Here is a 13106-nt window from a genome sequence, read left to right as displayed (position 1 = left end):
GGCTCCCTAACACGGCCGGGCGGCGGTCTCAACTGCCCAGGACGCCGCTTTGCGGCGTCGTCCCCCGCCCTTGCCAACCGCGCCGGTTCCTGCAGACCGGCCGCCCCTTAACAGTGGGGGCAATGCCACCTATATTGAGGTCTTCCGAAACCAACGAAAGGAGGTGATCCAGTGTCTTTTACCAAGCGCTGTCACCTCGCTGGGATCGCCCGCTGAGTTCTGAATAAGGGCTTGGCATCGGGGCGTTCTCAGCCCTGGACCAGCGAGCACGAAATCGGGCGCGACGGGGCCTCCCCGCCGCGCCTTTTTCGTCGGTCGCGCGGTTCAACCCGGCGGCTCGCCGGCAAGCACCTCGCGAATCTTCTGCGACAGCTCCGACTTCCGATAGGGTTTCTTGAGCAACGCCACGCCGGGATCCAGATGCCCTTCGTGGACGATGGCATTATCGGTGTAGCCGGAGGTGTAAAGCACCCTCACGCCGGGCCGGCGGAGCCGCACGGCGTCGGCCAATTCCCGCCCGTTCATGCCGCCGGGCATGATGATGTCCGTGAACAAGAGATCGAACTTGGCGCCCTGGTCGACCAGCGCCAAGGCCGATGCGCCGTCGCCGGCCACGAGCGTGCGATAGCCGAGGCTGCCGAGCTGGGCGATGACGTAACCCTGCACCAGCGGATCGTCCTCGACCACGAGGATCACCTCGTGCCCGCGTGCCGTGGCGAGCGCCTGAACCGGCGCCGTCCTGGCCGGCGCCTCGCCCTTCGAGCGTGGCAGGAACAACCGCACCACCGTGCCACGCCCCTCCTCGCTCTCGATGGCAACGGTGCCGCCGGTCTGCTTGGCAAAGCCGTAGACCATGCTGAGCCCGAGCCCGGTGCCGCGACCGACGCCCTTGGTGGTGAAGAACGGCTCGAACACGCGTTCGCGGATGTCGGCCGGAATGCCGTGACCGGTATCGCTCACGGCCACCATCACGAAGGCGCCGCGCACGACCTCGCCGCTCGTATCGTCGAACTCCCGGTTTGCGGTCTCCACAACGAGCTTGCCGCCACCCGGCATCGCGTCGCGCGCATTGACCGCGAGGTTGACGATCGCGGAGGAGAGCTGCGACGGATCCGCCATCGCGGACCAGGTGTCGTCGGCGAGCCGGGTCTCGATCGCGATATGCTCGCCGAGGATCGGCTTGAGCAGCTTTGCGGTCTCGACCACGAGGGCGTTGACGTCGATCTCGCGCGGCTCCAGCGGCTGGCGGCGCGCGAAGGTCAGGAGCTGCGAGGTGATCTCCGCGCCGCGCGCGGCCGCATCGTCGATCAGCTGCGCGATCGCCGCGAGCTCGGGCTTGTCCGCAAGCCCCTCCTGGATGATCTCGATGGTGCCGGTGATGACGGTGAGCACATTGTTGAAATCGTGCGCGACGCCGCCGGTGAGCTGGCCGATCGCATCCATCTTCTGGGATTGACGTAAGCGCTCCTCGGTTTCGTGCTGCGCGGTGAGGTCGGTCGCGGAGCCGCGGTAACCCAGGAAGCGTCCGTCGGCATCGAAGACCGGTTGGCCGTTGACGCTGAAATGATGCACCCGCCCGCGCGAGTCGCGTCCGCGATATTCGAATTTGCGGAACGGCTCGTGACGGTCCAGCGTCGCCAGATGGGCGCGCCATTTCTCCGCCTCGGTATCGCGGTCGAGGGCAGTATCGATGCGACGCGTGCCGATCCGCACCTTGGGATCCATGCCGAAGGCAATCACGCGGTCAGAGAGGTAGGTGAAGCGATGGTCCGGTCCGGTCTCCCAGAACCAGTCGGACGCGGTCTCGGCATAGTCGCGGAAACGTTGTTCGCTCGCCCGCGCGTCCGCTTCGGCGCGCCGACGGATGGTCAGGTCACGCTCGAGATTGGCATTGGCCTCGCGCAACTCGCCGTAGGCTCGTTCGAGGTTCGCACACATGGCGTTGAAGGCCTCGATCACCTTGTCGAGCTCGTCGGCATCGGAGGGCGGCCGGCGCTCCAGGCGTAACGGCGGCGGCGGCCGCGCCAGATTGTATCTGCTGACGAACTCGGCGATGGCGACCAGATGCCGCGTCACCAGCAGATGGACCATGTAGATGATGAACAGCGAGACGAGGAACGTCTTCGCCGCCTGGCTCGCCAGAATGACCAGGGCCCGGTTCAGCAAATGCTGATAGACGTCGGTCAGCGTGGCCTCGACGTGGAGCACGCCGATCTCACGTGTGCTGCCCTGCACGCCGTAGGTCAAGGGATAGTCGCGCGTCACGACCGAGCGGGTGCCGGGCTCGCCGACTGCAAGACGGATCGGATTGGGACGATCGGCAATCTCGCGCACCTCGGCGGCGCGAATGTCGGGCAGCCGCAGAATGCCGTCGAGCTGGAGCTTGAGCTGGTTCTGGTCGAGATTCCACAGGCTCTCGCCAAGGCTGCCGGTCGTGCTGCGGCCGATCTCGTCGAGTCGCGTCTCGATCAGAGCGACCTCGCGATCGTAATCGAGATAGAGCTGGAGTGCGGTCAGCGTCAGCGTCACGACCGAAGAGAACAGCAGCACGGCGGCGAGCAGCCGCGGTCCGACGCCGCTGCGCGACCAGTTGAACAGCCGCGACAGCAGCGAAGCGAACATCGAAGGCGCAAGCGGGGCATCAATGCCGGTCAAACCCGGCTTGGCAGCCGCCGGCGCGATGGCGCGGCTGTGCTTGGCGTCCTCGTCACCTGCGTTGGCCATGCATCACGTCCCCGAGATGGCAGCTCTCTGCTCCGGTCCACCGGTCGCAGTTACGAGCAGTCCAAGAATTGAGACGCCTGCCTCGTCACCCGATGGGCGCGATCACCCTGTCATCCCGTGGGCGGCGAGTCATTTGTTGCGCCCAACGGCAGGATTTCCGCGCAGGCTAGCACTGCGCGTGTTAGAATGACATCGGTGAAACTCCGGAATAGCTCGCATGGCAGGCGAGCGGTAACGGTTGCCGGCGCAAATTCCAACTTGCGGTAGATCGCGCGGGCGTCCGAATCCAGTGGTAGCAATGCACGGCCGAAGGAGGCGCCCGATGTGGCGGCTAATCGTCGCCTGCCTGTTGCTCGCAGCCGGTCCGTCGCAGGCGCAGGACTTGATCCGGCTGGCGCGCATCGCCGACATTCCCGACCAATATGTCGGCGGCGAGATGCTGCGGGCCGTCTATGCCAAGCTGAACATCAGGCTGGAGTTCGAGGACGTCCCTGGCAAGCGCGCGCTCGCGTTGTCGAGCGCCGGCGAGGTCGACGGCGAGATCCAGCGGATCGGCACGCTCTCGCGCGATTACCCGACACTGATCCAGGTCACGCCGGCGATCAACTACATCGAGCCCGCGGTGTTCGCGACCAAGCTCCGGTTCGACGTCGCCGGCTGGGACTCGATCAAGGACTACAGCATCGGCATCGTCCGCGGCGTCGGCTCCTCGGAAGCGGGCACGCGCGGCATGGCTCGCGTCACCGCGACCAGCAGCCTCGACAACATGGTCAGGATGCTCGACGCCGACCGTTTCGACGTGATGGTGACCGACCTCTTCAGTGGCCTTGCCGCCGTAAGGAAGCTCAATCTGCAGGGTAGGATCTACCCGCTTTCGCCGCCGCTCGAGCGGATCCACATCTACCACTACCTGCATGAACGCCACCGCGACCTGGTGCCGAAAGTGGGCCAGGTGATTGCTCAGATGGAGGCGAGCGGCGAGCTGGCGGCGCTGCGCGAGGCCCTGGTCAAGCAGGTCCTGAGCGCGCCGTGAGAGCCACGCGTCAACCCGCGCGAAGCCGCTCGCGCAAGGCTACGGCAGCGATCAAGATGCCGACACACCAGGCCATGACCGCGCGGTGAGGCTCTCCGCCGAGGAAGACTGTAAAAATGCTCGCGAGCAGGCACGGCGCGATGGCCTTGGCGTTGCGGCTCACGAGCGAGACGGCAAACGGCATCGCCGCGATCGATATTTGCAGGGCGTCCATGCTGGAAAGACGGTCGCGCCAGAGGATTCAGAAGCCGAGAATGTTGAACGTGCGCCGGCGCTTGCCGCGCCGGCTCTCCACGATCCGCTCGCCGACGTTTTCGGCCGAGCTGCCGTAATAACGGTGATGACCCGCCTGATCGTGCAAGTCGGCCGGCTCCGATTGTCCCGCCCGACGCGCGTCGCAGATAATCTTGATGGTTTGACCCGACATAGCCGCCTCCAGCGAAAGCCTTGTTGTTTGTGGTCATCAGTCGCAATCGCGTCCGGCGGCGTTCATGCAACCAGGCCGCAATCGGGTTTCAGGAACGTTTCGTGGCGGCATGACCACGCAATGTTTCGTGCGAGAATTTTTGCGTGAATTTTTCCTTGAATTTTTCCTTGAGTTTTTTCTTGGGGATTGTCGGCACCGCCTCCCGTGCTACGTCCTTGGGGTCTGTGCGGAAAAAACAACGAGGTGACGATGCTATACGCCATCCTGGCCTATCATGTGGAAGAGGAGCTCCTGTCCTGGACGCCGGAGCAGGATGCCGCGGTCGTGGCCAAGGTCATCGAGGTTCAGGCGCCCTTGCGGGCAAGCGGACAGTTTGGGCCAGCCGCCCGTCTGGACGAGACCCGAAAAGCCCGCACCTTGCGTGGCCCGGGCGCGGGCATGGTGCTGGACGGGCCGTTTGCCGAGACCAAGGAGCAGCTCCTGGGCTTCCACCTGATGGAATGCGCCACCGAGGACGAGGCGATCGCGGCGGCGCGCAAGCTGCGTGCGGTCAATCCGACGGCCGTGTACGAAATCCGCCCGGTCAAGCTTTACGTGCCGGCCGATGGGTTCGGCGCGACAGCGGGGTGAGCTAGGCGTCCGGCGCGGTCCGTACAGTGTAGAAGCGCTGGATCGCGATTCCGCCGAACGCGATGAACCACAAGAAGGGCGCGACGCGCGGGGCGAAGGCCGCAACGATCGTGCCCGGGATGAACACCAGCAGCGGAAACAGCGCGGCCATGATTTCATGGCGCCAACCGCCCAGGATCGTCCACCACAGCCAGGCATTGAGGCCGGCGATCGCCGACAGGTGCAGGCCGTAGAGCACCGCGACCGCGCTGCTCGTGGCGTAATTGGTATAGAGGCCGTTGGTCACGGGCAGCAGCACGATCGAAAGCAGGAAGAACAGATTGAGTATCACCGCGCCGCGGCTGCCGACAGGCTGGCGCGCCAGCCGCCGGTGATGGCTGATCCAGAATACGCCGGCGATGATGAAGCTGAGTGCGAAGCCGGCGAGCCTGCCGGAATAGACATGGGCGAGGTCGCTCCAGTCCGGCGCGCTGGTGAAGACCGCCGCCTTGGGCAGATCGTAGGCGAGAAGCGTCATGGCGACGCCGAAAATGGTGTTGCTGAGCGATTCCAGCCGCCGCATCTCGAACTGGTCGGGCTTGAGCTCGGTCATGCCGGTGCACTTTTCGGGCTGGAACTTCGGACCCTCTTTCCCCTAGGTCTTAACACCGGTTCCCTCCAGCCGCATTGCGATTCGCGCCGGGATCGCCGACTCTCACCCTTTCACCGGGGCGATTCGTGGCGACATATCTGGACACGCTCAATGCGGAGCAGCGCCGCGCCGTCGAGCATGGCGTGGCCGATGGCGCGACCGTGGGCGCCCCCCTGCTCGTCATTGCCGGCGCCGGCTCCGGCAAGACCAACACGCTGGCCCATCGTGTCGCGCATCTGATCGTCGCAGGCGCCGATCCGCGCCGCATCCTGCTGATGACGTTTTCGCGCCGCGCCGCGGCCGAGATGGCCGGCCGGGTCGAGCGGATCGCCCGCAAGGTGCTGGGGGAGAACAACGCCGCGATCATGCGCGACGCGCTCACCTGGGCCGGCACCTTCCACGGCATCGGCGCGCGGTTGTTGCGCGAGTATGCCGAACGGATCGGCGTCGATCCCGCCTTCACCATTCATGACCGCGAGGATTCCGCCGACCTGATGAACCTGGTCCGGCACGAGCGCGGGCTGTCGAAGACCGAAAGCCGCTTTCCCGCCAAGGGCACCTGCCTGTCGATCTACTCGCGCTGCGTCAATGCCGAGATGGAGATCGAGAAGGTGCTCGGCCAGCATTATCCCTGGTGTGCGGGGTGGGTCACCGAGCTGAAGGGCCTGTTCGCGGCCTATGTCGAGGCCAAGCAGGCCCAGCATGTGCTCGATTACGACGATTTGCTGCTGTACTGGTCGCAGATGATGAGCGACGCGCTGATCACTGAGGAGATCGGCAGCCGCTTCGATCACGTGCTGGTCGACGAATACCAGGACACCAACCGCCTGCAATCCTCGATCCTGCTGGCGCTGAAGCCCGACGGACGCGGCCTCACCGTGGTCGGCGACGACGCGCAGTCGATCTATTCGTTCCGCGCCGCCACCGTGCGCAACATCCTGGACTTTCCGCAGAGCTTCTCGCCCCGTGCCGAGATGATCACGCTCGACCGCAATTACCGCTCGACGCAGGCGGTGTTGGCAGCGGCCAACGGCGTCATTGGCCTCGCACGCGAGCGCTTCACCAAGAACCTGTGGACCGACCGCAGCTCGGGGCGGAAGCCGCAGCTCGTCACGGTGCACGACGAGGCGAACCAGGCGCGCTACATCGTCGAGGAAGTGCTGGCCAACCGCGAGCAAGGCGCGCTGCTCAAGCACCAGGCGGTGCTGTTCCGCACCTCCTCGCATTCCGGCCCGCTCGAGATCGAGCTGACCCGCCGCAACATCCCCTTCGTCAAGTTCGGCGGGCTGAAATTCCTCGATGCCGCCCACGTCAAGGACGTGCTGGCGTTGCTGCGCTTTGCCGAGAACCCGCGCGACCGGGTCGCCGGATTCCGCATCCTGCATCTGTTGCCGGGCATTGGGCCTGCCACCGCGCAGCGCGTGCTCGACCAGATGGCGGAAAGCACCGATCCGCTTCATACGCTCGGCCAGCTTCCGGTGCCGGCGCGCAGCGGCGCGGACTGGACCTGTTTCGTCCGCACCATCGGAAATCTGCGCTATTCGGAATGGCCTGTCGATCTCGAGCGCGTGCGGCTCTGGTACGAGCCGCATCTCGACCGAATCCACGAGGATTCCGAGACCCGCCGCGCCGACCTGATGCAGCTCGAGCAGATCGCGAGCGGCTATTCGTCTCGCGAAAAATTCCTGACCGAGCTGACGCTCGATCCGCCGGACGCGACCAGCGACAAATCGGGTCCGCCCTTGCGCGACGAGGACTATCTGATCCTCTCCACCATCCACTCCGCCAAGGGCCAGGAGTGGAAATCGGTGTTCGTGCTCAACGTCGTCGACGGCTGCATGCCGTCCGACCTCGGCGCCGGCACCAGCGCCGAGCTCGAGGAGGAACGCCGGCTGCTCTATGTCGCGATGACGCGCGCCAAGGACGATCTCCACCTCGTCGTCCCCCAGCGCTTCTTCACCCACGGCCAGGCCGCCAAGGGCGACCGCCATGTCTACGCCTCGCGCACCCGCTTCATCCCGGAGCAGCTGGTCCACCTGTTCGAGCGCACCGCCTGGCCGAAAGCCGCGGCCGGTGCAGCGCGCACGGCGGCGCAAGGTCCGAAGATCGACATCGGGGCGCGGATGCGCGGGATGTGGCGGTAGTTACGCGTCCAACCTGTCGAACTGAACCTTGCCCGCCTTCATCACCAGCGGGATGTGCTCGCCCTGGCCGAGCAGGCAGGCAACATCGCGCAGCGGATTGCCGTCGACCACTAACAGGTCCGCGAGTGCCTCTGGCGCGATCCGGCCGAGCTTGCCTTCCATGCCGAGCACCTCGGCGCCGATCACCGTGGCACTGGCGATCACGGCGCGCGGGCCGAGGATTTCGGCGCGGATGCGGAATTCGTCGCTCTGCAGGCGCTGCGACGGCCCGAGCAGATCGCTGCCAAAACCCATCTTCACGCCGGCGTCGCGATAGATCGCGAGCGAGCGCAGGCCGGCGTCGCGAACATCGGTGATCTTGGCGACGCTCTCCGGCGGCAGGCCGTATTGGGCACCCTCGCTCGCCAGCGCCTCGTAGGTGACGAGCGTCGGCACCACATAGGCGCCCTGCTCGGCCATCAGGCGCGCGGTCGGCGCATCGACCAGATTGCCGTGCTCGATGGTGCGCACGCCGCAGCGAACCGCGCGCTCGATGGCGGCGGCGGTGTAGGCATGGGCGAGCACATAGGTCTGGCGCCCGCGCGCCTCCTCGACGATGGCGCGAATCTCGTCCTCGCAGTAGCCAAACGCGCCGACCGGATCGGTCGGCGAGGCAACGCCGCCGGACGCCATGATCTTGATCTGGTCGGCGCCCATCTGCAGCTCCTCTCGCGCGGCCTTGCGCACGCCGTCGACACCGTCGGCGACGCGCGCAAGCGCGCCGACACGCACGCAGCACGGGCACGGCGCGTCGCTGGCGAGAAAGTCCGAGCGCGCCCGCATGTCGCCGTGGCCGCCGGTCTGGCTCAGCGCACGGCCGGAAACGAACAGCCGCGGACCGTCGGTCAGGCCGGTCTCGATGGCCTGCTTCAGCGCATGGCCGGCGCCGCCGGCATCGCGAACGGTGGTGAAGCCGCGCCGCAGCATGCCGCGCAGCAGCAGCGTCGAGCGCAGCGTCACCAGCACGTTCGGCATGTGCACCTGCTGCGCCAGATTGAGCTCGACCGCGATCGCATGCACATGCAGGTCGATCAGGCCGGGCATCAGCGTCTTGCCCTTGAGGTCGATGGTGCGAGCGGCGGCGACCAGGAGCGGCCGGTCCGAGACGTCCTTGATGACGTTGTCCTCGACCAGCACGTGATGGCCTTCCAGCAGATCCGGCTGCAGCGGATCGAGCAGCGCGGCATTCTTGAAGAGGGTGCTGGGCATGGTGTTTATTCCCGGGGTCAGGACGGAGTGAGCAGCGCGGGCAATGCGAGCTGGGCGAACGGAAGGCAGGCGGCGACATCGTCCTCGCCATACCAGCCCGCCTCGTGGAGCAGGTTGAGCGAGCCGAGCGTGCGCCCGCGCCAGCGCACGGGCATGTTGAGCACGCTCTCGCAGCCGAGTGAAGCGATCAGCTCGTGATCGGGAAACACGTTGCGCAGATCCTCGATTGTATAGCCGACATAGGCCTCGCCGCGATCGAGCACGGCCTCGGCCCACGGGCCCGCAGTCAGGCGCTTGCGCCCGCCCGTCGGGTAAGGTCCGGGACGGCTGGAATAGATCCGCGCCGCTTCTCCGCTGCCGTCATCATAGGTCAGGATCGTGAACAGCTTGTGCCCGATCGCCGATTTCAGGGCCTGGTCCAGCGCCGCGAACAGCGCCTCCGGCTGATCCGCCCTGCCCTGCGCCGCCGCCACGGCGCCGAGCAGCGGATCGGCCCGGCGTGTCGCCTCCCTCATGCCACTTCGCCCGCGGCGATGTCTTCCAGCGAACGGCCGCGGGTCGGCACGCCCATCACCACGACGGTCAGTGCGCCGATCAGCAGGACGCTGGTGGTGATGCCGAACACGCCGGCAAAGCCGAAATTGGGATAGAGATAGCCGACCAGGATCGGCGAGACGATGGCGCCAATGCGGCCGATCGCCGAGGCAAGCCCGGCGCCGGTCGTCCGCACCGGCGTCGGGAACACCTCCGCCGTATAGGCGTAGACGCCGGCATAGGTGCCGTTCATGAAGAACGACAGCATGATTCCGGCGAGCATGATGTGCTGGTCGCTCTGCGCGAAGGCGAGCCCGAGCGCGCTGACGCCGCCGAGCACCATGTAGCACGCGATCGTTGCCTGCCGGCCGATGCGCTCGTTGAACCAGGCTGCGCTGAAATAGCCGGGAATCTGCGCGCAATAGATCGCGATCGAATAGGCAAAGCTCTTGGTGATGCTCATGCCGTTCTGGACCAGGAGGCCGGGGATCCAGACGAAGAAGGAATAATAGCTGAAGGTGATCGCGAGCCACATGATCCAGGTCATGATGGTGATCCGCGCCTGCCGCCCCGCGAGCAGCGCGGCAAAATTGGCAAGCAGTGTTCCCCCTGCGACGGGTGGGCTGACGACATCGACGACCGGCTGGGGCAGTCGGAGCCCCTGGCGCGCGAAGCCGGCTTCGATCCTGTCCAGCACCGCCTCGGCTTCCTTCGCCCTGCCCTGGCTTTCGAGCCAGCGCGGCGATTCCGGCAGCGCCCTGCGCCACCACAGCAGCATGACGACCGGCACCGCGGTGATGACAAGCACGACGCGCCAGCCATTGTCATAGGCGGGCACGATGAAATAGCCGAGCAAGGCCGCAGCGACGAAGCCAAAGGAGAAGAAGCCGGCCAGCGCGCCGGTGAAGCTGCCGCGGAAGCGCCGTGCGACGAACTCGGCGAGATAAGGCGCGATGATCGCGCTCTCCGCACCCGTGCCCATGCCGGCGACGACGCGGGCGGCGAAGAAGGACGGCCAGCTGTCCACCGCCGCGCTGATGATCGATGCCGCACAATAGAGCGCCAGCGCCGACATCATCACCGCACGACGGCCGATCAGATCGCCGAGCGTGCCCGCCAGCAGCGCGCCGAACAGGAAGCCGATATAGGTGCTGCTGCCGAGCACGCCGATCTGCACGCTCGTCAGATTCCACGCCGTGCGCAGCACCGGCAGGATGAAGGCCAGCACCGCCGCGTCCATCGCGTCGAACATGTAGCCGAGCCCGCCCATCAGCAGCAGATGCGTGTGGAAGCGGGCGTACGGAAGGCGCTCGATGCGCGCCGATATCATCGACATGAAAGTCCCCTTCGATTTTCACGGCCCGGCGCGCCGCTCGGGAGGGAACCATAGACAAAGTGACATTATCGTCATAATTTATAATCATGATCTGATATATCACTGTGGTGAATGTTTGTGTCGTTCCGCGCGCTCGACCTCAACCTCCTGAAAGTCTTCGAGGCGCTGATGACCGAGGGCAGCGTCACGCGCGCCGCCAATGCGCTGCGGATGACCCAGCCCGCGGTCAGCAACGCGCTCGCGCGGCTGCGCGACGCGCTCGGCGATCCCCTGTTCGTGCGCGCCGGCACCGGCATCCGCCCGACCCAGCGCGCCGTGGTGCTGTGGGAGCCGATCGGCGAGGCGCTGGAAAGCGTCCGCGGCGCGCTCGACGAGCAGGTGTTCGATCCCGCACGCGCGCAGACCGAGTTCAGCCTGTCGATGTCGGACTACGTCTCCTCGCTCGTCATGCCGAACCTGCTCAGCCATTTCGGCAAGATTGCGCCGAAGTCGCGCGTCCACACCGTGCCCAATACCGTCGTCGAGATCGCCGACCAGCTCGAGGACAACAGAGTGGACTGCGTGCTCAGCGTCTATGTCAACGAGGCGCAGCAGCCGGCCGCCATTCGCTCGCGCTCGCTGTGGACGGTCGACTACGCCTGCTTCATGCGGCGCGGCCATCCGCTCGCCGCCCAGAAACGGCTGAGCACGCGGACCTTCCTCAGCGCAGGCCATGTCGACGTCAGCCTCGCCGGCAAGACCATGCCGTCCTACGACCTGTTCCTCGCCTCGCGCGGGCTGTCGCGCAATCTGGTCGCGACCGTCAATCATTACAGCGCGGCCTACGAGGTCGTCCGCCAATCCGATCTCATCGCCGTGCTGCCGAGCGACTTGCGCTCGCAATCAAGGCATGCGCCGCTCCTGCACGCCATGCCGCTTCCGCTTCGCGCGCCGCCGCGCATCGTCAGCCTGTTCTGGCACCAGCGCAACGACACGGTGCCGGCACAGCGCTGGCTGCGCGAGACGCTGGTCGCGATGTTCGCGGAGTCCGACTGATCACGCGGGCGATCCCCCTTCCCACAATAGACAGGCGCAAGTTGCGCCCACAGACAGGATGGCGGGTTCGGACACTTCGGCAAAAGCCATTGACCAGCCCAATGGCTAAGGCAAGATAACCGACCCCACAATTGTGTGCACACGCATAACCCTCTCATCGAACACCCGCTAAGGGTCCAACGGCAAGGGGAGATCATGGGCTTTATCAATATCGGCTATAGCGCTCTGCTGGCTAACCATCCAAGCATGACCGACGATTTCAAGACAATGATCAACGGCCCCATAAAGAAGTTTCACGACGAACCGGGGCACAAGAATACGTGCGCTTCGAAAATCAGTTGGGCCTTCAATCATGTCGATGGTCACTATATCAATTGCGACGGCGACTATGGAAAAGGTGGCGTGCTCGTCAAAAAAGTTCGGGTTCTGATGGACGACGACGGTTGGGAATATATTTTTTCAACGCTCGATCTTCGGCAGTACCTCAATAACAGATATGGCTCCGGACAGATGTTTTCGAACACGTCTAAAATAGGGAGCCGGAACGGGGTGATCATATTTGAACCGACAGACACCAGTACCATCGGCCATACTGACATCTGGGTAAATGGACAGATACACGATGCTGACATGTACTATGGCAGTTGGTATTCGGCAGTGACAAACGACAGGGTCTTTTTTTGGGACCTCAATTCGTAATGGCGACTGAAGAAGCCGCCCATGCAAGCCGGCTCCCGGCCTATCAGCTTTTGATATGGGGGTCTGACCGCATGGGATTAAGTTCGGTATTTTTCCAGATTGGAGATTTCAGCCTCACTGGAGTCGGGCAACGGGTATGATGCGGTCACAATCTCTAGAGACGGCCGCTTCTTGGCAAATGTCGCGGCCGGAAGCTGGCATCAATATTTCCTAGAGGCGACGGCCTGCTGCTGATCAGAAAAGGCAACCTACGTCGTGAGCCTACCAAGTGGTTTTGACGCGGAGCAACGTCATCAGCATGTGCTTTTTGAGTCGCGCGAAAATCAGACGTCAGGTCGACGCAATAGCTTGACAGCCTTCGCTAGCTTCGCGTGACGACGATCTTGGCTGGCTTGCCTAGCCGCAGCTCGCGAAGCGAGCGAAGGCTGGTGGGGGAGGCAGGACTCGAACCTGCGAAGCCATGAGGCGGCTGATTTACAGTCAGCTCCCTTTGCCACTCGGGACACTCCCCCGCTCGACGGCAGCACAATCGGGCCGGACCTTGCCGGCGGACCGAAGACGGCCATGGAACGTGAAGGCCGCGACAGCCCGGATGGGGGCGCGACCGGGCGCGTTTATGGGCGAAGCGGTGGGGCAAAGTCAACCGAGGCGAACAGCTAAAATCG

At 65.0% G+C, this 13106-nt stretch carries 12 protein-coding genes and 1 tRNA gene; 5 read left to right on the top strand and 8 right to left on the bottom strand.

What is annotated here, in order from left to right; all coding sequences use genetic code 11:
• Positions 1 to 324: 324 nt before the first annotated feature.
• Complete coding sequence (locus P6U31_RS15065; protein WP_407189206.1) at positions 325 to 2724, bottom strand: ATP-binding protein; 2400 nt, start codon at positions 2722 to 2724, stop codon at positions 325 to 327.
• A gap of 322 nt (positions 2725 to 3046) precedes the next feature.
• On the opposite strand from P6U31_RS15065, the gene P6U31_RS15060 reads away from it, so the two are divergent.
• On the top strand, positions 3047 to 3757 hold the full coding sequence (locus P6U31_RS15060) for a substrate-binding periplasmic protein (RefSeq protein WP_407189205.1): 711 nt from the start codon (positions 3047 to 3049) through the stop codon (positions 3755 to 3757).
• Positions 3758 to 3767: 10 nt separating this feature from the next.
• On the opposite strand, the gene P6U31_RS15055 is transcribed toward P6U31_RS15060, so the two are convergent.
• Entirely contained in the window at positions 3768 to 3971 is a 204-nt protein-coding gene (locus P6U31_RS15055; protein WP_407189204.1) for a hypothetical protein, read from the bottom strand.
• A gap of 27 nt (positions 3972 to 3998) precedes the next feature.
• Complete coding sequence (locus P6U31_RS15050) at positions 3999 to 4184, bottom strand: hypothetical protein (protein WP_407189203.1); 186 nt, start codon at positions 4182 to 4184, stop codon at positions 3999 to 4001.
• A 249-nt stretch (positions 4185 to 4433) separates the two neighbouring features.
• Between P6U31_RS15050 and P6U31_RS15045 the strand changes: the two genes are divergently transcribed.
• Positions 4434 to 4814 (top strand): YciI family protein, encoded by a 381-nt coding sequence (locus P6U31_RS15045; RefSeq protein WP_407189202.1) that lies wholly within the window; start codon positions 4434 to 4436, stop codon positions 4812 to 4814.
• Between the two features lies 1 nt (position 4815).
• On the opposite strand, the gene P6U31_RS15040 is transcribed toward P6U31_RS15045, so the two are convergent.
• Positions 4816 to 5406, bottom strand: coding sequence for a TMEM175 family protein (locus P6U31_RS15040; RefSeq protein ID WP_407189201.1), 591 nt, complete (start codon positions 5404 to 5406; stop codon positions 4816 to 4818).
• Between the two features lie 125 nt (positions 5407 to 5531).
• Here P6U31_RS15040 and P6U31_RS15035 point away from each other — a divergent pair, with 125 nt between their 5' ends.
• Entirely contained in the window at positions 5532 to 7589 is a 2058-nt protein-coding gene (locus tag P6U31_RS15035; RefSeq protein ID WP_407189200.1) for an ATP-dependent helicase, read from the top strand.
• On the opposite strand, the gene P6U31_RS15030 is transcribed toward P6U31_RS15035, so the two are convergent.
• From P6U31_RS15030 to P6U31_RS15020, 3 genes are read right to left on the bottom strand one after another with little or no spacing between them, the layout of a single operon-like run.
• Positions 7590 to 8837: an amidohydrolase family protein gene (locus P6U31_RS15030; protein ID WP_407189199.1), complete on the bottom strand. Its 1248-nt coding sequence runs from the start codon at positions 8835 to 8837 to the stop codon at positions 7590 to 7592.
• Positions 8838 to 8854: 17 nt separating this feature from the next.
• Positions 8855 to 9352, bottom strand: coding sequence for a GAF domain-containing protein (locus P6U31_RS15025; RefSeq protein ID WP_407189198.1), 498 nt, complete (start codon positions 9350 to 9352; stop codon positions 8855 to 8857).
• On the bottom strand, positions 9349 to 10707 hold the full coding sequence (locus P6U31_RS15020; RefSeq protein WP_407189197.1) for an MFS transporter: 1359 nt from the start codon (positions 10705 to 10707) through the stop codon (positions 9349 to 9351). Before P6U31_RS15020 ends, P6U31_RS15025 begins: the two co-directional genes overlap by 4 nt.
• A 111-nt stretch (positions 10708 to 10818) precedes the next feature.
• Between P6U31_RS15020 and P6U31_RS15015 the strand changes: the two genes are divergently transcribed.
• Both P6U31_RS15015 and P6U31_RS15010 read left to right on the top strand, forming a co-directional pair.
• A complete protein-coding gene (locus P6U31_RS15015; protein WP_407189196.1) occupies positions 10819 to 11742 on the top strand; it encodes a LysR family transcriptional regulator in 924 nt (307 codons plus the stop codon).
• Positions 11743 to 11937: 195 nt separating this feature from the next.
• The gene (locus P6U31_RS15010) at positions 11938 to 12441 is read left to right on the top strand and encodes a T6SS effector amidase Tae4 family protein (protein ID WP_407189195.1); all 504 of its coding nucleotides are present in this window, start codon (positions 11938 to 11940) and stop codon (positions 12439 to 12441) included.
• 426 nt (positions 12442 to 12867) lie between these two features.
• On the opposite strand, the gene P6U31_RS15005 is transcribed toward P6U31_RS15010, so the two are convergent.
• Positions 12868 to 12953 (bottom strand) — tRNA-Tyr (locus P6U31_RS15005).
• Positions 12954 to 13106: the final 153 nt, after the last annotated feature.

It is taken from the genome of Bradyrhizobium centrosematis, from assembly GCF_045571495.1.
GTDB lineage: Bacteria > Pseudomonadota > Alphaproteobacteria > Rhizobiales > Xanthobacteraceae > Bradyrhizobium > Bradyrhizobium centrosematis.
The sequence above is the reverse complement of the archived record's forward strand: the minus strand, read 5'-3'. Positions and strand labels throughout refer to the sequence as shown.